This window comes from Bartonella birtlesii IBS 325 (assembly GCF_000273375.1).
Classification (GTDB): domain Bacteria; phylum Pseudomonadota; class Alphaproteobacteria; order Rhizobiales; family Rhizobiaceae; genus Bartonella; species Bartonella birtlesii.
In genome coordinates this window covers 1,228,269-1,248,636 of sequence record NZ_CM001557.1, presented here as the reverse complement: position 1 = coordinate 1,248,636, position 20,368 = coordinate 1,228,269, and the positions used below count along the sequence as shown (strand labels likewise).

At 34.4% G+C, this 20,368-nt stretch carries 12 protein-coding genes, 2 tRNA genes and 5 pseudogenes; 11 read left to right on the top strand and 8 right to left on the bottom strand.

Features of this window, described 5'->3' with window-relative positions; all coding sequences use genetic code 11:
- Positions 1–369: 369 nt before the first annotated feature.
- Positions 370–2,138, bottom strand: a pseudogene (locus QWU_RS09260) (SLC13 family permease).
- A gap of 301 nt (positions 2,139–2,439) precedes the next feature.
- On the opposite strand from QWU_RS09260, the gene QWU_RS06040 reads away from it, so the two are divergent.
- Positions 2,440–4,170 (top strand): hypothetical protein, encoded by a 1,731-nt coding sequence (locus tag QWU_RS06040; protein ID WP_017196395.1) that lies wholly within the window; start codon positions 2,440–2,442, stop codon positions 4,168–4,170.
- A 151-nt stretch (positions 4,171–4,321) separates the two neighbouring features.
- The gene (gene nhaA / locus QWU_RS06035) at positions 4,322–5,704 is read left to right on the top strand and encodes a Na+/H+ antiporter NhaA (RefSeq protein WP_017196394.1); all 1,383 of its coding nucleotides are present in this window, start codon (positions 4,322–4,324) and stop codon (positions 5,702–5,704) included.
- A gap of 1,207 nt (positions 5,705–6,911) precedes the next feature.
- Here nhaA and QWU_RS06030 read toward each other — a convergent pair.
- Entirely contained in the window at positions 6,912–8,168 is a 1,257-nt protein-coding gene (locus QWU_RS06030) for an aspartate kinase (protein WP_006589449.1), read from the bottom strand.
- Between the two features lie 188 nt (positions 8,169–8,356).
- Here QWU_RS06030 and ubiG point away from each other — a divergent pair, with 188 nt between their 5' ends.
- Positions 8,357–9,103 carry a bifunctional 2-polyprenyl-6-hydroxyphenol methylase/3-demethylubiquinol 3-O-methyltransferase UbiG gene (gene ubiG, locus QWU_RS06025; RefSeq protein WP_006589448.1) on the top strand — a complete coding sequence of 249 codons (747 nt, stop codon included), beginning with the start codon at positions 8,357–8,359 and terminating at the stop codon, positions 9,101–9,103.
- Positions 9,104–9,110: 7 nt separating this feature from the next.
- Here the strand turns inward: ubiG and grxC are convergent, their stop codons facing one another.
- Entirely contained in the window at positions 9,111–9,374 is a 264-nt protein-coding gene (gene grxC / locus QWU_RS06020) for a glutaredoxin 3 (protein ID WP_006589447.1), read from the bottom strand.
- A gap of 48 nt (positions 9,375–9,422) precedes the next feature.
- The gene (locus QWU_RS06015; RefSeq protein ID WP_006589446.1) at positions 9,423–10,208 is read right to left on the bottom strand and encodes a ComF family protein; all 786 of its coding nucleotides are present in this window, start codon (positions 10,206–10,208) and stop codon (positions 9,423–9,425) included.
- Positions 10,209–10,391: 183 nt separating this feature from the next.
- On the opposite strand from QWU_RS06015, the gene QWU_RS06010 reads away from it, so the two are divergent.
- The gene (locus tag QWU_RS06010) at positions 10,392–11,270 is read left to right on the top strand and encodes a methyltransferase domain-containing protein (RefSeq protein ID WP_006589445.1); all 879 of its coding nucleotides are present in this window, start codon (positions 10,392–10,394) and stop codon (positions 11,268–11,270) included.
- 11 nt (positions 11,271–11,281) lie between these two features.
- On the opposite strand, the gene QWU_RS06005 is transcribed toward QWU_RS06010, so the two are convergent.
- On the bottom strand, positions 11,282–12,637 hold the full coding sequence (locus tag QWU_RS06005; protein WP_006589444.1) for an L-cystine transporter: 1,356 nt from the start codon (positions 12,635–12,637) through the stop codon (positions 11,282–11,284).
- Positions 12,638–14,378: 1,741 nt separating this feature from the next.
- Positions 14,379–14,528: pseudogene (locus QWU_RS09255) on the bottom strand (single-stranded DNA-binding protein); the annotation flags it as partial.
- 187 nt (positions 14,529–14,715) lie between these two features.
- Between QWU_RS09255 and QWU_RS10360 the strand changes: the two are divergent.
- The 3 genes from QWU_RS10360 (at position 14,716) to QWU_RS05975 (ending at position 15,602) form a co-directional block, all read left to right on the top strand.
- Entirely contained in the window at positions 14,716–14,943 is a 228-nt protein-coding gene (locus tag QWU_RS10360) for a hypothetical protein (protein WP_017196389.1), read from the top strand.
- A gap of 133 nt (positions 14,944–15,076) precedes the next feature.
- Positions 15,077–15,149: transfer RNA gene (locus tag QWU_RS05985), tRNA-Thr, on the top strand.
- A 363-nt stretch (positions 15,150–15,512) separates the two neighbouring features.
- Positions 15,513–15,602: transfer RNA gene (locus QWU_RS05975), tRNA-Ser, on the top strand.
- A 101-nt stretch (positions 15,603–15,703) separates the two neighbouring features.
- Here QWU_RS05975 and QWU_RS09780 read toward each other — a convergent pair.
- Positions 15,704–16,073: pseudogene (locus tag QWU_RS09780) on the bottom strand (XRE family transcriptional regulator).
- Positions 16,074–16,156: 83 nt separating this feature from the next.
- Between QWU_RS09780 and QWU_RS05965 the strand changes: the two are divergent.
- Complete coding sequence (locus tag QWU_RS05965) at positions 16,157–16,429, top strand: type II toxin-antitoxin system YafQ family toxin (RefSeq protein WP_026017315.1); 273 nt, start codon at positions 16,157–16,159, stop codon at positions 16,427–16,429.
- Positions 16,430–16,489: 60 nt separating this feature from the next.
- Here the strand turns inward: QWU_RS05965 and QWU_RS10355 are convergent, their stop codons facing one another.
- Positions 16,490–16,708 carry a membrane protein gene (locus QWU_RS10355; RefSeq protein WP_026017314.1) on the bottom strand — a complete coding sequence of 73 codons (219 nt, stop codon included), beginning with the start codon at positions 16,706–16,708 and terminating at the stop codon, positions 16,490–16,492.
- 163 nt (positions 16,709–16,871) lie between these two features.
- Here QWU_RS10355 and QWU_RS05955 point away from each other — a divergent pair, with 163 nt between their 5' ends.
- The 3 genes and pseudogenes from QWU_RS05955 to QWU_RS10020 form a co-directional block, all read left to right on the top strand.
- The gene (locus tag QWU_RS05955; protein ID WP_017196384.1) at positions 16,872–17,480 is read left to right on the top strand and encodes a fumarylacetoacetate hydrolase family protein; all 609 of its coding nucleotides are present in this window, start codon (positions 16,872–16,874) and stop codon (positions 17,478–17,480) included.
- A gap of 1,135 nt (positions 17,481–18,615) precedes the next feature.
- Positions 18,616–18,843: pseudogene (locus tag QWU_RS10350) on the top strand (YqaJ viral recombinase family protein); the annotation flags it as partial.
- A 182-nt stretch (positions 18,844–19,025) separates the two neighbouring features.
- Positions 19,026–19,244: pseudogene (locus tag QWU_RS10020) on the top strand (Arm DNA-binding domain-containing protein); the annotation flags it as partial.
- Between the last annotated feature and the right edge of the window lie 1,124 nt (positions 19,245–20,368).

Here is a 20,368-nt window from a genome sequence, read left to right as displayed (position 1 = left end):
CCATACGTATCTGAACCACTTAGAGTTTTATAACTGCATCAACCCAAAACGATGTAACTGCCTTTTTGTTCATATTGCAGTTTTTTTAATCTTTTAAATTTTAAAAATTATCATCGCTTTAATATTCATCATGTCACGCTTAACTATAGTATTAAGAATTATTCGTCAGTCTCTCTATAGCTATAAGGATTACTTTAAAAAACTCAAAAGTAATAATTATTATACTGGTTCAAATTATTAACAATGGGAAAAAGATTTATAAAAAACAGACCTTAAGCAAAGATTTCTGCATCAATTCTATCTCTTCAACTTAAATTTTTATCCGGTTAACAAATTTTTGTAACCAATACAGTTTCTAAAAACATTCTATTATAATGGCCAAATCCACATAAGCATTGGAACAGCAACAATAACTACCAATACTGCTAGTGGCGCACCAAATCGCGGATAATCACTAAATCGATATCCTCCTGGTGCCATCACGAGCATATTACTTTGATGTCCAATAGGTGTGAGAAATTCACACCCCGCACCAATCGCAACAGCCATCAGAAAAGCTTCAGGTTTATAATGAAGAGAATGAGCAAAACTTGATGCAATTGGAGCTACCATCATCACTGTCGCTGCATTATTTAAAAACGGCGTTACCAACATGGCTGTCACCAACATAAGTGCTAATGCACCAGATGGTGGGAAAAATACCGCCAACTGGCTAAGCCATTGACCTATGAGATCTGTACATCCTGTCTTCTCTAGTGCCGCACTTACTGGAATGAGAGTTGCTAACAGGACTAATATTTGACCATCTAACGCTTGATATAAATCACGCGCTGGCAAAACGCGAAAGATAACCATTGCAGCGGCAGCAGAAAAAAAGCAAAAGCAACAGGAACAATATGAAAAGCCGTAAAAATTATCGCTATAAAGAGAATAGCTAAAGAAACAAAACCATGTCGTAAATTACCAAATACGATATTTCGCTTTGCTAAAGGCAAACATTTCAATTCCCGTAATAAAGTGGGAATAATCGTATCCTGCCCTTGCAAAACAATTACATCTCCAAGATGGAAAATAATATCACCAAGCCTGCCCCGTACTCTTTCATGCTGACGACTTAACGCAAGAAAATTTACATCATAGCGATCAAAAAGTGAAAACTCTTTCGCACTGATGCCAATAAGAGGAGAATTATGTGTAATGACGGCCTCAATAATATCAATGTCGCTATCTTTATCACCCGCTGGAATAGCTCGACCAGTAGAAAATTCTAAACGAGCAGAATTCATCACACTATCTAGCCCTGTATGCGAACCTTCCAGCAAAACAATATCATTTTCAGATAAAACAAAATCTGGCAATGGTGAAATTGATACATTGTTTCTAATGATATGAATCACCATGACATCACCACCAGATGGCTTAACCAAATCAATAATAGTTTTTCCTACAATCGATGAATTCGTTGGAATATGTATTTCCGAAACATAGTTACGAATATCAATAGCATCATCAAACGATACACCTGAACGTACCCGTACAGGTAAAAGCCAAGAAAAAAATACCACATATAATACACCAGCAGTAGCAACGACTATCCCAACCGGGGTAAAATCAAACATGGTAAAAGGTACTCCCGCTAGACGTTCTTGCATAGCTGAAATAACAACGTTGGGAGAAGTTCCTATCTGTGTCATAAGACCGCCTAATAAAGAACCAAATGCCATGGGCATCAAAAAAACGGAGGGAGAAACCTGAGAACGACGAGCAAATTGGAAAGCAATCGGCAGCATGATAGCTAAAGCGCCAATGTTTTTCACAAACATTGACAAAAATACTACAGAAATAACCAAAAAAGCCAATTGAAGGCGTACTGATTTCACATCTGGCCATAGCCGTTGAATGATAAATTCCATGATACCAGAACGTGATACAGCCGTACTAACAACAAACACACTTCCCACAATAATAACAATATCATTACTAAAACCGCTAAACGCCTCCTTCGGGCTAACAAGTCCCACACTACAAGTAATCAATAATGTACAAATAGCGACAAGGTCATAACGGAATCGATCCCAAATAAAAACAACCATCATGAAACCAATGATAGAAAACGTCATTATTTGATCTTCTGTCATGACACCCATTTCTCCCCGTTAGATTACATAAAATAAAATATAACTCTTATTTTTTAACTGTTCCTATAAATAGCAGCAAGATAAAAGCTGACATGAAAATAATTTAATGATAAACATAATTGTAATCTACATAGACTTCCTTATTATAAAATGTTGAAATTAAAAAAAATTGATGACAGATAATAAAAATGTATTGCCCAAAAGGCGATAATGATTCTACATGTGCAAAGCGGGTAAGAATGGGTAACTGTTTGGTGCAGCCATATTTGAACCTTTACTGTTGTTTTTAGAGAACTCGTCTATGTTCTCGTATCAAGTGAAAGCGGAAGAAAAAATGGTCAATCTTAATGGTGTGCATCAGAGAAAACTAAAATATTGGTTAATATGTATTGTTGGTTTTTTTGCTATTTTATTCATTGTTTTTGTCGGTGGTTTTTATATGGCAAAGCCCTACCTTAACAGTTTCGTGAAACGGGAGATAGCGCGCCATTCTATAAAAGCAGAAACATATGATGTCAGTATTATGGGCAAAGTTAATTTAACAAACGTTACACTCCCCGTCCCTGCCGGTGTGTCCCTTAAAATTGGAGCTCTTTCTGCACGTCCTCCTATTTCTTTTATTCCTGGTACTTTTACATTTTACAATGTCGATTTACAGTATAAAAATATCAATGTGAAAGTTCCGCAAATTTCTTTCAATAGCATCTCTTTAAAGGAGAAGGATAGCACACTTACATCACACCTTTTGCAATCAATTATGCGTATTGATCTTTCTTCAATTGTTGCTCCGGATATACAGCTTTCTGTAAAAAATGCGGATGAACAAATCGAAAAATTGAAGATAGAGAATTTTCAGCTTTTTAATTTTAAAAAGGGACAGATTGGTTCTGTTAGCATCAAAAATATGGATCTAACAGCGACTGTTGCAGATGGTACTAAACAAATGCGTCTTACCGCTAAAAGTGATGCAATAGAAGCACATGACATGGACATAAACTATGCCTATGCTATTCTTTTAGGAAAAGGTAGTTCTGTCAATCAAGTAAAAAATATTACTGGTCCTATTTCTCTAAAAAATCTAATGGTTGATATTTTCAAAGAAAAAGAGAAAGAGAAAGACGTTTCTCTGGCTGTTGGTGCATTTAAAACATCCGGTTTTAAAATGAGATCGTTCAAACAAACACCTCAAAAATTATTTGATGCTTACTTGAATGCACGAGAAAAAAATAATATTGTAGCTGAAAAAAAAGTAATCCGTGATATTCTTATAAATGACTTTTCTAACATTACCTTAGCTGATGCAGATGTGAGTAAGCTCGTTATCGACGCACCGCAGTTTAAAGAAACATTTGAATCATTCCAATTCAAACAAGGCTTATGGAATCAGCCTATACCAAAAAAACTTCTTATCTCTTTCAATAATCTTTCAATTTTAACTAAAAAAATGAACGAAAAAGACTTAGACTTGCTCAAAAAGCTCAATCTTGAGCGCTTTGATTTTTCGGGAAAATTGGATGTCTCTTATGATGAGAAAAAACGTATGCTTTTTCTTAATACAATGTCTTTCAACATAAGAAATGTTGGATCTGGAGAAATATCAGCGCAAGTTGTTGATGTTGATGAAAAGCTCTTTTCTGCTCAAAAAGACTTAATGATTGCTGTTTCTCAAAATATTGGTATCTTTGATATTGGCATCCGCTATACGGATGCTGGTTTTATTGATAAGCTTTTTTCTTATCTTGCACAAAATCTTAATGACAAGAAACATGATCTCAAACAGGAACTTTATGACAATTTTTATCTGATGATGACACAAAGCCCCAAGCTGCTGTTAAAAAAACACGATGAAGCAGAAAAAATTTCTAAATCTTTGGGTGACTTCGCTAAACGACCTCAAACATTAACCATTAAAATTAAAGCGAAAGATGATAAAGGGCTCACAATAACTGATCTTCAGTCTGCTCTACAAAATGATTTGTCTACAATTTTAAACAAAGTACATCTTGTGGTAAAAAATCAAGCATCGCCTTAAAAATATATTCAGTTTTAAATATGATGATCTTGTCTATAACTTTAGTGGCTTTATTCCTCTTTTCTCTTTTGTATGATAAGAGAGAATGTCCTATAAAGTAATTTACGCAAGGAATATACATTCGTAAAATTGTCGATAGTTGGAGTTGTTCATGCCTGATTTATCTTCAAATCGCTTACCTAACCGCGCTTCTCGTGTCACAAATCAAGCGCTTTCTGCTATCGAGCGTTTTCTCCATATTGAAGCTCTCAGTGGGATTGTTCTTTTATTAGCTGCAGCTGCTGCACTCGTTTTTGCTAATTCTCAATATGCTTCTCTCTATGAGTCTTTCTGGCATACACCTTTTGGCTTTAGTTTTGGTCATTTCTCTCTCTCATGGGACTTACATTTCTGGGTTAATGATGCTCTCATGACTGTCTTTTTTCTGGTTGCTGGAATGGAAATTCGACGTGAAATTCATGAAGGTGCTCTTGCCAATCTTAAACAAGCTATTTTACCAATTGTTGCTGCAATAGGTGGAGTATGTCTTCCTGCAATTATTTATCTCAGCTTTAACCTGAAGGGAGGACATACACATGGTTGGGCTGTGCCAACAGCAACAGATATCGCCTTTGCTTTAGGTATTTTGGCTCTTCTCGGGAAAAAAATTCCTTCTAACCTTCATATCATCCTTTTATCTTTAGCAATTATTGATGATATTATTGCTGTTCTCATTATTGCTTTCTTCTACTCTACAAACATTGATCCTAGTGGTCTCATTATTGCAGCTGCAGGTATTGCTTTGGTGTTGTTTTTTCAATGGATTGGATTCGCATCGGCATGGCTGTACATTCTGCCTGGTGCAATCATCTGGTGGGGTTTAATGACAACAGGTGTTCATCCATCACTTGCTGGCGTGATTTTAGGTATGATGACTCCTGTTTACCCTACCCGCACCCTTGTTGCACCACTCACCATGCTAAGCAATGCGATGCAAATTCTTCAAGAAAAAAATACTAAAACAGATCTGCATCATATCGCAACCGCATTGAAAAAAATGCGTAAAGGGCAACGCGATATGATTGCTCCAGTAATACGTGTTCAAAAGGCACTGCATCCGTGGGTTGCGTACAGTGTGATGCCAATTTTTGCTTTTGCAAATGCTGGTGTTAGTTTTGCAAATTTTGACCTTTCTTCTCATGAATCATTTTTGATTGTACTTGGTGTTGTTATTGGTCTTTTTGTTGGAAAGCCTTTTGGTATTATTGCCGCCAGTTATCTAGCCGTAAAATCAGGACTCTGTCGCCTGCCTCCTCAAATGACATGGGCAGGTATTTTACTCATTGGTTTTTTAGCAGGAATTGGCTTTACGATGTCTATCTTTGTTTCAATGCTTGCTTTTAAAGATGTTGTTTTGCTTGATTCTGCAAAAATTGGTGTCCTTTGTGGATCTGGTTTATCTGCTCTTGTAGGTCTTGGATATGGAATTGTTTATATCAAACGTAATAAAAAATTTCATAATTCTCAATCAATCAATAATAATCTGCTTTGTTGAACTGATCTTTTAGCATAACCAAGATTTTACCTACAATCCTTGAAATGAGTATATTTGCTTGCTAAGATATTCTTAGCTTATATTTTTTTAGTTAAATGAACGATTTAAAGATTCTCATAAAACATTAAGAATTTTCTTTTGTTGTTTCATTTATCAGAAGTCAAAATATCAAATTTCAAAAAAAGTATGTTGCGGTTTAATGATCACCAGTCGTCTAATTTAAATATTAGGCTATTTAACATAAATGGATATATTTTATTTCTCATTAAAACAAAACTTATCTATATAGTATCGTGTTTTATTATGGATTAAGGAAACCGAAGAGATTCCATCGATAACAATAAATCATTCATCTATTTCTGATAAAAAAGTTAAATCATTCCTTTTTTGCAATCTTTCAATAATAGCAGCAAACGGCAAATGAAGATAAAATATGATATAAGGCCTTGGAATAGATTGATTTAATCATACTCTTAAGAGAAAATCCTCGAGCATAGAAATAAGCAAAACTAGAATAAACATATCCATTACTGATTAATAAATTTTTTAGTGAAATTAAAGACGTTTTGATAATTTCAAGCGTATGCTTTCATCTATTTGTTGCTGCTAAGAGCGCTAAAAGCAATGGGTTAATTGGTTTTCCATATTAAGATACATTTCTTTCTCCATCCATAATTTACGTCATTTTGCATCTAAAATTTTCTTGTGTGCAGATAGATCATTTTATCTCTTGGCATCACAGGTAGATATTAAGAGCATCTCCCTTTCAACATAAAAGCTTGAAATTTTTATAAATTATTTACTGCTAGGATAACATTTTTAATTTTTAACCAACTAAAAAGCAAATTCTATAAGCTCTATGATGTTTTTTCTGAAGTATAATTCTCCTTTCAGAACATACAAAGATGCATTCTTCTTCTCTCCCAGACACTTACTTACAAACAATTTTCCTTTCCCTTTATCTTATATCTGAATGCTTTATAAGAAATATTTTGTATTGTCTCCGAAATAGTTTTTATCCCTATGCCAATCTTGCTTATAATACGCAAGCAAACAGTTTTTTTCTTCATTATAAGAAAATTTAAATGAGAGAATTTAACCGAATCAATGAATCTTATTTAAACTGAACGTATAAATTATGCTTATAAAGTAAATTATTCATACATATTAAAACTTTATGTTCTTGAAATTGAGAATTAAAAAATACTTAATTTTTATCCAATCCATAAACAGCATGTAATGTTCTAACCGCAAGTTCAGTATAAGCACTATCAATCAAAACAGAAATCTTAATCTCGGAAGTCGTGATTGCTTGAATATTAATACCTTTTTCAGCCAAAGCCTTAAAAGCCGTAGCAGCAACACCTGCATGGCTGCGCATTCCAATGCCAATAACAGATATTTTGGCAAGATCGCTTTCAAATTGGATAACATCAAATCCAATCTCTTTATGATTCTTCTCAAGCAGTGAAACGGCTTTATGGATATCTGCCGACGGAACAGTAAAAGTCATATCAGTTTTTGAACCATCTTCAGAAGTATTTTGCACAATCATATCAACATTAATGCGCTCTTCAGCCAAAGGGCCAAAGATAGCTGCAGAAATCCCAGGACGATCTGCAAGCCGACGCAACGAAATCTGTGCTTCATCCTTAGCAAAAGCAATACCAGTAACATTCTGTTGTTCCACAATTTCATCCTCATCGCAAATAAGTGTTCCAGAAGAGTTCATTGGATCCCCCATACTTAATGCATTGGGATCTTCAAAACTTGAACGCACAAAGGTACGGACTTTATGAACCATAGCCAATTCAACAGAACGAACCTGTAAAACTTTTGCTCCAAGAGAAGCCATTTCCAGCATTTCTTCAAAAGCAACTTTTGGTAAACGGCGTGCCTTAGGCTCTATGCGTGGATCAGTTGTATAAACACCATCCACATCTGTATAAATATCACAGCGATCAGCTTGTACAGCTGCCGCAATTGCAACAGCTGTTGTATCTGATCCACCACGCCCTAAAGTAGAAATCCGATTATCTGGAGCTACCCCTTGAAAGCCAGCAATAACTGCAACCTGGCCTTCTTGAAAGCGTTGTATCAAAAATGATCCATCAATATTTGTAATACGCGCATGACTATGTGCATTATCCGTATTAATAGGAATCTGCCAACCAAGCCATGAACGTGCATTCACCCCCATAGCTTGAAGTGTAAGAGCCAACAACCCTGCTGTTACCTGCTCACCAGAAGCAACTATCACATCATATTCGTAAGCATCTTTATGTATTGGTGAAGCATCACATGTCCACTGAACTAACTCATTGGTTTTACCAGCCATCGCAGATACTACAACGGCAACATCATGACCTGCATCCACTTCTCTTTTAACATGCCGCGCAACATTATGGATACATTCAATGTTTGCTACAGATGTTCCGCCAAATTTCATGACAATGCGCGCCATCAACAATACTCTTAACTTTTATATTTCTTATCAATGGGAATAGGATCCCACTATCGTATCAATAAACCACCTATCCACATACAGAATATCTATCATTTGTGCAAGTTTAGCTATATTTATATTAATTTCTCTTGACTTTAAGATAAAATCCACTTGACTTGAGCACTTAAAATTACAAGGAGAGCGATATGATAAATGAAAAACGTACCACCATTGATCAAAATGAAATTGATCATTTTTCACGTATCGCTGCCGAATGGTGGAATCCACAAGGAAAATTTCGCCCCCTTCATCAATTCAATCCAACACGTCTTGCTTATATTAGAGAAAAAATCTGTTCAGAATTTAATCGTGATCTTGTTTCACTTATGCCCTTCGAAAATCTTAGAATTCTTGATATTGGTTGTGGAGGTGGCCTGTTATGTGAACCAATGGCACGCCTTGGTGCTACGATTGTGGGAGCTGATGCGGCATACACAAATATTGAAGTCGCAAAAATCCATGCAGCACAAAATAACCTTTCAATCGATTACCGTGTCACAACTGCAGAAGAACTTGCCAATAACGGGGAACAATTTGATATTATTCTTAATATGGAAGTTGTTGAACATGTAGCTGATGTTAATCTCTTTATAAAAACCACAGCAAAAATGCTTAAACCACAAGGACTAATGTTTGTCTCGACCCTCAACCGCACATGGAAATCATGGGGGCTTGCTATTATAGGTGCTGAATACATCCTACGTTGGCTTCCAAAAGGAACCCATGATTATAAAAAGTTCCTAAAACCTCAGGAACTTAAAAACCTTTTATTCCAAAATACTCTCACTGTCATTGACGAGATTGGCATAACTTATAATCCATTAAATGACAGCTGGAATCGTTCAAAAGATATGAGCGTTAACTATCTTCTTCTTGCAAAAAACATGCGATAAACACATTCTATAATTTTTTTATATCTTGCAATAAAGAATTAAGCTTCCCCTCATCTTCTAAGGCATACAGATCATCGCAACCACCAACATGATAATCGCCTATAAAAATTTGTGGAAATGTATTACGCCCATTTGCTCGCTGCACCATTTCTTGGCGAAGAGAAGTTGATGCATCAATATCTGTATATTTTACCCCTTTTTTATCAAGTAAAACACGCGCTTTCGTGCAATAGGGACAATTAGGACGTGTATAAATTATGATCTTTTTCATTGTATTATTCTCCAATATTTTCAAAATAATTCCTACTCTAAGCTTCTCTCACGAAACAGGAAATGTAGAAGCCTCTTTTAATACACGAGAAAATGTTAATACATCAACTTGGCGTGCCCCTGCACGTTTTAATGTCGCAGCCGCTGCTGTAACTGTCGCACCAGTTGTGAAAACATCATCGATTAATAAAATAGAACGTCCCTTTAGATATTTTTTAATTTTATATGGTACTTCAAAGGCATTTGTGACATTCAGTTTTCGCTCCTTAGCAGATAAATTCACCTGCGGACGCGTATGTCGGCAACGCACAAGCCAACCAGGTTTAAAAATTTTTTTCTGCGCTTCTGCAACATAACGAGCAAGTTCCGCAGATTGATTGTAACGCCTCTTCAAAAAACGACGAAAATGCAAAGGAACGGAAATAATAACATCACAATCATCAATAATTTCGCGTCCAGCCGATATCATCCAATTTGCCATAAAAGATGCCAATTCTATATGATCACTATATTTCAACCGTGTTACGAGAGTTTGTGCCACCCCTTTATGAACAATAGCTGAGCGAACACGTGAAAAAGGATAAGAATTTGTAAGAGCTTCACCACTGAGAAAACCATCTCCCATATCACAAACAAAAGGGGTTCCCATAACAGGACAATAAGGTTTTGTAATAAATTGAAGGCCTTTCCAACATTCAGAACAAATCGTACCGCAGGCAGAAACTCTTTGCTTACATCCAGGACACATCGGCGGATATAAAATTGCTAGCAAGCGCTCAATGAACTTATTTAATATATTCCCGCCATTTAAAGCCACTTCTTGTAAAGATAACATCATGAATTCCGGCTTTTATAGTTTTCCTGTACAAAAAATCCTTTTATATTCTCTAACTTTAATTCCTTTAAAAACTCTTACTTCTTATAAATTTATTTTTTTTACATCATAAACTTGACAGAGCTTACGCAAAAATGAACTTTCTTAAAATATAAGCAGTACAAATCGAGAGATTTTAATAATATGTCGCATCTTTTCATTTTTGATCACAACCGCATTGAACAATTCCGTAAACGTGCTTTCAAAAAAGCAAAAGAAGGTTATGACTTTTTATTATCTCACATGGCTGAAGATCTCTATAAGCGCCTCAATACTGTTGATCGTCTCTTTACATTAGCTCTGGATTTACACAGCCATACAGATCTTGCTACACAAGCTCTCCTAAAATCTAGAAAAGTTTATTCCATAGAACGTGTTGAAACTGATATGCTTTATCAAAGTCATGATAAAAAATTTCATTTACGTTCTCGAGAATTTCTTGATTTTCCTCAAAATTATTGTGATCTTATTGTTTCACTTCTCTCGTTGCAGTTGACCAATGATACCCCTGGCGTTCTTAGTCAAATAAAAAATATCCTTAAACCAGATGGCTTATTTCTAGCTGTTATGGCAGGAGCTGGTACACTCACAGAGTTACGTGAATGTCTCCTACAAGCTGAAATTGAGATCTATGGTGGGGCAAGCCCTAGGATCTATCCTTTTGTCGATATTCGCGATGCAGGGATTCTTTTACAACGTGTTGGTTTTGCTTTCCCTGTAGCAGATATTGAAGATATCACAATACGCTACAATACAATGTTTGATCTCATGCACGATCTTAAAGCTATGGGCATGCAAAATGCGCTTATCAATCGCTCACGACGCCCTGTATCTAAGCGATTTTTTCTTCGTGCTGCTGAAATCTACGCACAACGATTTAGCGATCCCGATGGCCGTATTCGCGCACATTTTTCTTTCATTTGGCTCTCTGGTTGGGCTCCTCACCCAAATCAGCAAAAACCCATACAACCAGGATCAGCACAAATATCCCTTATAAAGGTTCTACAGTCGAAAACAATATAGTTTCATAAAAATTATTTTTCAAAAATACTTTTATCGGTTGTTCGTAATATCTGACTGGTTATGGTTCCAGCTAACATTGAATCACTTACATTTAAGGCTGTACGCCCCATATCAATGAGCGGTTCAATAGACATAAGTACAGCGACCAAAGAAACTGGAAGCCCCATAATGGGTAATACTATTAATGCCGCAAAAATAGCACCACCACCGACACCAGCGACACCAATAGAACTCAATGTTACAACACCAACAAGAGTAGCAATCCACATAGGATCAAGAGAATTAATCCCTACGGTTGGTGCTATCATAGCTGCAAGCATTGCTGGATAAAGGCCTGCACAACCATTTTGTCCAATTGTTGCTCCAAAAGAGGCTGCAAAACTCGCAATAGATTGTGGTATACCGATCCATTGTGTTTGTGCTTCAATATTCAAAGGAATACTTGCAGCACTTGAACGACTGCTAAAAGCAAATGTTAAAACCGGCAACACCTTTTTGAAAAAACGGAAGGGATTAATTCCTGATATACCGAGCAACACGCCATGAATTACAAACATAAGGATAATTCCAACATAGGAAGCGATGATAAAAACCAATAAATTTAAAATATCTGTAACATGCGAGGTTGCTCCTACTTTTGTCATAAGTGCATAAATACCATAAGGAGTTAAAGCAATCACAATACGAACTAACCGCATAATCCAAGATTGTGCCACTTGAATAAATAAAAGTGCTTTTTCGCCTTTTTCTGGATCATCTTTCTTTAAGACAAGAACTGCAGCTCCTAAAAAAGATGCAAAAATAACAACACTGATGATTGATGTACGCTTGGCTCCGGTTAACTCAGCAAAGGGATTTTTAGGAATCAAAGACAAAATCATTTTTGGGACGCTCATATCACCAAGTTGAGAAATACGATCCCCGAGAACAACAGAAACATTTTGTCCTTCATGTACCAAACCATTTGCCGTTAATTCAAAAACATTAACGACCAAAACACCAACCAACGCTGAAAGAGCAGTTGTAAAAAGCAATATTGAAATTGTCATTATACTCATTTTACCAACAGCATAAATAGAATGCAAATGAGCAACCGCTGAGACTATAGAGACAAAAACCAATGGCATAACAATCATTTGTAGTAATAAAATATAGCCATTACCAACAATGTTAAACCATTCAACGGATTTCAACAAAGTGGCCTCACCTTCTCCATAAATAACTTGTAAAATACTTCCAAAAATCAAGCCAAGGATAAGTCCTAGCATAACACGCAATGAGAGGCTCCATTTCATTCTCTTACTTTGGACAAGCCATAACAAAAAAATAACAAATAGAAATAAATTAATGAAGAAATTAAATGTCATTGTTTATGCTCACTTTTATGCCCACTATTGTTATGATTGGTATTAAATAATATGCACAATTAAAGATAAATGTGCGATATTTGAAAGTGAAATATAAAGCTTACAATGCTTTTACGAAATCATTATTTTTTAATTTATAGGCTAAAAGAGAAATTTTTGTCTACTAATCATAATTTAAAGAAGATAAAAAATTAAATGGGATGATTCTTCTTTTATCTATAAAATTTATGGATAAAAGATAATGTTTTTTATTATAATGTAACACTAAAAAACGATTGCAATATATGTTATTGTATAAACATTTTTAATATTTTTTCTGTTATTGTAATAAATAACATATTTATTAAATTATTATTTATAAATTTATTATAAATTTTTCTAAACTATTCTATTAATAATTTTTTATAATATACATTATTTATTTAAATAACTTATACATTTTTTGTTTGCATAGAATACTATTTTTATATAACAAAAAATATGAATATAAAAAAAATATTGAATTTATACAAACGTATTAAAATATATAGGAAGAGTTATTATATTACGATTTTGTTTATTCTATTTTATAAATGAATGCACGCTCTCACGAAATACAAAATAGACCTTCATTGTGTTGCGAATTCATACGTATATTTAAAAACAATACCTCTCAGTATTGCAGAGATTTAATGCAGCGTCGTACAAAACAGCAGCGCCGCCACTTCAATCACTACTAAGATTACATGACAAATGGAAACTTTATCAAGATTCGCAAGAGTTTCCCGCTGGTTATCCCGCAACAATATTAGTAGGAAAAGTGCCAAGATGTTGCAGATTTGCTAAGCTCTGCATAAAAGATGTGATCATCAAACCGCGTTTTGGTGAAAGAGGTAGAAATAAAATCAAGGTACGCGACGTTGGTGATCTAAAGTTTAAATATCAACAGATCGAGAAATCGTTAAGTAATCAGCAATTAATAGCGCAACATATGGTCTAGGGATTAGAGTCGGAGTTGGGCTATTAATTTTGGATGGCGAAGTATATGCTATAAGCCAACGTAGGCGGCTACGAAAAATCTCGATATTAAGAAGTACAAGTACAGCTAGAATAATACAGAACGACCAAAAGCTTGAAGAGATTGCAGCGATTCTCATTCGTCGATCAGGATTTATCGGGCTAGTTATGGTTGAATTCAAATGCGAATATAGTAACAATGTGAAGTATCTATTGGATGTAAACTAAAGGTATTGGGGCGGTATATTCACGCTCTAACATCTGAGATTAACTATCCTGCCCTGCATTTGCACTGTCTTAAGGGAGAAAGAATCGCGACGTCTGTCCCACCCGATCAGGTTGTTGAAAAGCGTTGCTTGCTTGGTGAATTGCGCCACTATGTTTAGAAACTCTTATCGCGTAAGGTTATTGCATCAAGCACCCCTCTTTTAAAAGCTAAGGCAAAATAGAGTTTGAGGATTTCGGAAAGGGAAGGTTCGGCGCTTTTTGGTACGCACAAATGATAGCATATTCACAAAAGGGAATTGAGCGGTAAATCAACTGGTACTGGTGCCACGACTAGGAGTATCTTCTTTGAACGTATGCCAGTAAGATACTGTCCATTGACTCTTTCACCGCACTGGATACAACCTTTTATGAAAGCAATATTGTGCAGACCAGAACAATCCTAAAAAACATCGATGAGTTCTTTATCCCTCTTTTTGTTTTTTTCACAACATCGCTTTCTGTTTAAAAAGGAATGCTATTCTGTTTTGTCTATCTTCTTATTTGTTGCCTTATCTGTATAGCTTTCGGATATTGCCATGCAAAAATTAACCACCTCACCCCCAGAAAGCATAGTTTTGCTTTCTGGATCAGCACCTAGATAACTAATTAAAATCACTTTATTAAGCATGCGCTTGATATTCTTTATGGGGAAATAACACGTCATAACCAAACAAATTTACAACTGATGATAGTGTAGACTGAGCCTAAAAGAGTATTAAATATTGATAAACATGGACTTGATTTCACTGATGTTGTTTACTTTGAGTGAAAATACGCTTTTATTAATGTAACATATTCAAATCGTATGAAAGCCATTGGAATGTTTTTCTGATGGCACAACAGTTGTTATTTTTGCACTTTTTGGTACTGAAGCGATATTAATTTTTGCTATGCAAATAAATAAAGAAAGAGAGGTTTTTGATGACTATCAAAAAAACTTTAAAGAAGCATCTTATTACACAAAAGAAGATTGGAAAGCTGTAAATTTACCATTACCCACAGCTAAAGGACTTGTATGTTTGAAATCAGCCAAAGAAGTTTAATGTCCAGTGTCGATTATAAATTAAAGAAGGTAATTATTTTTTCGTTTATGATAAAAGTTTTCAAAATATGTATAAAAACTAATAATTTTCTATTTTCCTTTTTGTAAGTTTGTGCTACTTGGTGCGTGGTTGTGCCCTTATAGCTCAGTTGGTAGAGCACCTGATTTGTAATCAGGGGGTCGGGAGTTCGAGTCTCTCTGGGGGCACCGTATTGCTTTATATTCCTATTAAGTTACTGATATTTTATATATTTTTTAAAATGAGAGACACCTAAATTAAAGAAAGAATAAGATTCTCACATATACCTAAAGCGCATCTTTTTTACCAATTTTCTCCAACAATTTTATAACTAAGAAATCAAAAATTATTATGACAAAAATTTTACAATAAGCATCCATTTAGCTTTTCTAGGAAAAAACTATACTTTAGTCTAAATTGTATAGAATAAAGAATTATATTTTAAAAAATTATCTCAACTGGGTATTCAAGAAATTTTATTAAAAACGTTTAGAAATTCATTTAAACGATTGACCTTTTGCAAGAACTTTGTAAAAAGGCATAGTTAGTTTGGAGGGGTGGCCGAGTGGTTTAAGGCACCGGTCTTGAAAACCGGCGTGCAGGAAACTGTACCGTGGGTTCGAATCCCACCCCCTCCGCCACAGCACTTTTATCATGTTGTAACTTATTGATTTTATGTGTGTTTTTTTAAGGTGCGGGATTCGTAAATAAAGGTTCGGGAATAGGATTCTCGAACATGCTTCTACAAAGTGCGTGCTTGTTTGCTAACTTTCTCTAATAATTTTTTAAATTCTGCTAAATCCTGTTGTGAAAGATTGTGTAAATTTCTAACAAACATGCCAACAATTTCACGACTCAACGGATTAGAAGGCTTTATTGTAAAACTCTTGAGGCAAACATCAGCCTCTTTTCTTAAGAGACATGCCATCTTTTGGTCTAAAGCGTAAAACTCTATGATCTTTTCCTCCAGTCCTAAAGGAACAGATCTTTTACCAATCTCTGCAGAAGATAAAAATGCTACCAGATATATCTAGTTTCTCAGTCATATCTAAGAGACGTTCTGAATGATCAATACGGAGTTTTCGTAAGGTTTTACCAAATGGTGTTAGCATCTAAAATCCTATTAAAAAAGAAGCTCTCACGTGATTCTAGCAGAAATTTTCAGGTTTTGGTTAGCTCCTTTTAAAAACGGGAAATTGTCTATACTCAGTCGTTTCGGCGTGATCTCAAACGTAAAAGCACAGGTAAATATGCTAATGCACTAGAAGAGGATTTGCTGCTTGTGATCAAAGCGTTAGCGGAAAATCAACCGCTAAAGGCACATTGGAGAGATCATGCACTAACAGATCAGTGGCGCAATTGTCGTGATTGTCACATAAAGCCCGATTTAGTTTTGATCTATCGAAAGCCAGATGCCAAAACACTAGAGCTTTTACGACTTGCTTCCCATTCTGAACTGCGTTTATAATTGGATCTTCAATTCATAGTAAAAAGAATTTTACGCATTTTTTTCTTTTATGACAGTTGTTCAGTTCTTTGAGAACCATTGTTTTAAATGAGCGAAGATATTATCTAACGCATCCATGAGGCGTGCGAAATCAAGGATCAACAAAAAGATAAAAAACGCTATCCATTTCATAAAGCGAGACATCATTTTCACACTTTGGTAGGTACGTATCATTTCCTGAAGCATTTCTTTTTCTGTGTCTGAAAGCTCTATGTGTTTTTCAGTTTTTTTTCTGGATATGTTGCCACCCACACAAGTACTCACCCTGCTTGTTTAATAGCCACTTTCTTATTAAAGCTTGGAAAGATAATGTTAATTGGCTATTATCAAAGTTAATTATTAACCCACATGATGCATATTTTCAGAAAATTCACATATCAATAGAGAAAGGGAATGATTTCCTATGGTTAATAATATTTACTGTGTTGGACGCAATTATGTGGAACACGCATATGAACTTAACAATATTGTCGAAGATGAACCCATTATATTTAGTAAGCCAAACAGTTCACTCGTGTTAGGAAATCGAATTTATCTACCTGATTTTTCTAAAGAAATACATTTCGAAACTGAAATTGTACTCAGAATCTCAAAGGATACTTTTATGGTCACTGAGATAGAAGCTGAAGAATGTTACGATGCAGTGACAGTGGGGCTTGATTTAACCGCTAGAGATTTACAAACAAAATTAAAAGAAAAAAAGCTTCCTTGGTTTTTGTCTAAAGGATTTAAAGGGGCTGCATACGTCTCTGATTTTATAAACAAGGAAAAAATAAATAATCCAATAACTTTTGCGATAAAATTAAATGGTGAAATGAGGCAATTTGGCAATACGAGAGATATGATTTTTAGCTTTGGGAAAATAATATCATTCTTAAGTAGCTACATTCAGCTAAAACGTAATGATATTATATATACAGGGACTCCACAGGGAGTAGGAAAACTTTCTAAGTTTGATAAAATAGAATTATATCTCGAAGATAAATTAGTTTCAAAGTTAGAAGTAAAATGAATCATCAAACACTTACCTTTTGTATCGTTTCATTTTTTTAGTTATTTCACCTAGCCCGAACCTGGCCCTTATCATCGATAAGGCAACGAGACTGGGGAAAAAAGAATACGTTTGCGAACGTTTTATGACTGTGTACAGCAACATATGTGCATGGGATATTTTCCATATTAAGTGTCTTAGAACTCATTCTCAACAACAAAATGCTATTTTTTAGTAAAATTCATGGGAAGCTATTATTTATTATATATAAGCTTTAAATCAATTAAATCTGGAATACACAACTTAAATTTAAAAGAATAAAATCAAATAATAAAAAGTATTCTATAAGTAAAAAAATTTTTATAAGCTATATGGATATTTTTTAATATAAATACTAATAATAAAATTATAGATATTTTATATAGAATAATTTCCAAAATTATTTGCTTTTGGCATTGTTATTAAAAAAGTTTTTATTTATAATAATAAATCACTTCAGTATATTTACATGGTTTACTTTAATAACTATTTTTATACCATTTGCTATTCCTATTAAAAAAACACAACGAATAAAAATCTATATTAATATAGCAACGAGAACAGTTTTATTTCTATTTTCTATTTTCTTTTTTCATTTTTTTATAACTTTATCAACAAATCGATAATAGGTTTATTTATATATTTGCTATTAATATAGATATTTTAAGTTTTTTTAAAACTTATACTACCACCAATTTTTTTATTTTTGTGTGAAGTAAAACAATTGCTGATTTCATTAAACACAGCACAGTTATGGCTTAAGTATAGCCAAAAGGATATCTTTGTTGTTTTCAACACCCACATCATTCAAACAATAGAGGGGAAAGAAAAAGTCGTATCGGCTGCAAAATTACTACTAAAAGCATAGAGCTAATACCTCAAGAATTAAAAAGACAAAGCAGCGTGCATTAAAGGAAATAAGAATAACAAATTTACCCTCGGCCACTATGGCAAATAAATATGATTTTTTTATAAAAATTTTCGACCAACAATCATCAAAACATGTATCAACCATAACTTCTCTGATGAAAAATTTGTTGCTTTTATCTCTGTTATATACGTCTCAAATATATTAAAGACCCTAGCTATACCATATTGCCTACAGGAAAATATGAAATTCATTTATGACACCAATGTCACAAGATGCGGCTTTGAACCTCATCCTACAATGAAAATGGCTGTACAAGCCCTGATGATCTCATTGGTGAGGATGGATTCATCGAAATCAAATACTTGAGATCAGTAAACCATATATGCTTTTGTATAAATAGCGAAATCAAACTAAAATGTTAACGTGCAGATGCAATTCCAAATGGCTTGTACAAGACGAAAATGGTGTGATTTCTAAGCTAAGCAACACATTGATTTATAATGATAAGTTGTCCTTCTCAACTTGAATCATAACTCCGAATATAGTAAGATTTTCTCATTTCAAATCTGTGTATGTTGAATCAATTAAAATCACTTGCTTGCACATCACAAGCGGGGCTGGCGTGTGAGTAAAAACTATAGAAAAAAGGAGTAAAAATGGCTCTTATGAATCGTTTTAATGCAAGGGCTGTCGTAACATTGAGAGCTGGAAAATATAATGATAGTGGTACTCAATGGCTTTATCGTTATGCCATTCATGGTCGACGCCGTGAAATGAACTTAGGTGCCTTAAGATATGTCTCTTAAAAAAAAGCGCGTGAATTAGCAAATCAATGGCGTTCTGTTTTGCATGAGGGACGTGCCCCTATTAATGACCCACAGTTTATGGGAACATTATTTCACTTGAGATGAAAGTCAAACGTGTTTAGCGTGATGAGAAACAAATTGAACACATCAATCAAGCTGTTGAAACCTTTTCAGTAGAAATAGAATGAGAGATAAAATAACTCTCAACAAAAGCTGCTTAACTTTATCGCATTCGCGCATTACGAAACTTTAGAAATGTTAAAAAAGGTGATCTAAGTGGCTTTATAGCAAAAGAAGATAACTTGAGTCATTATGGAAACTGTTGAGTTTGTCATAATACTTAAGTTTGTGGTTTTGTTTATGGCAATGCTCATATTTTTGGGAATATTAATATTCAAGATCAAGTATATGTTTTCGATAATGTAGATATTTCTGGAAATTTTGAAATTCGTAAAAAAACTATAATCACCTCCAAAAATGAATATTTACTAAACTACATAAGCCGTTTTAACAACACAAAACAGCTTTCAATAAATACGCGATTCACACCACGAGTGAATTACATTTCAATGTAAGAAAAAAAGATATAGCGCCCCGTTATCATAAAGCAATCAACTATTGCACGCGCTTTACGAGCAGCAAAAAACAAGAGTGTGAACTCATAGAATTAAGCTTACAGGTAAACTCCTCATCTATCTTGAACAGAAGATCAAACGGTATCTCTTTAATACGAAGAGCGCAGATTGTAAAAAAACTTGCCCTTGAAGAGATAAAAAACTCCCAAAAAATTAGAGATAGAGGCAAAACAACTTAATAAAATTAATAACCATCAAATCCCTTACATTATACATAAATGTTTTATTTACCCTCTGTTTGTCCCTTGGGCGCACTATGCTCCATATCTCTACAAAGTGCATAATTTGCAAAATATTTTTAATTTTTCTATGAAATCTGATAAATCTCCTCTTAAGATAAAATTTTAATAAATATGCAAACGCTTTCATATTGCAACAAGCAAGAAGGCTTGATTATAAAAATTTCATATCGGTATTTGCTTTTTTTATGCTGCAGCTGTCTTTTGATCTAAAGTGTACAATTCCATAACTTTTTCTTCTATTCCTATAATCCTACAGAAACAGATTTTTTGCTAGTCTCTACAGAACGATAGAAGCACTAGTAAAATGCTTACTAAA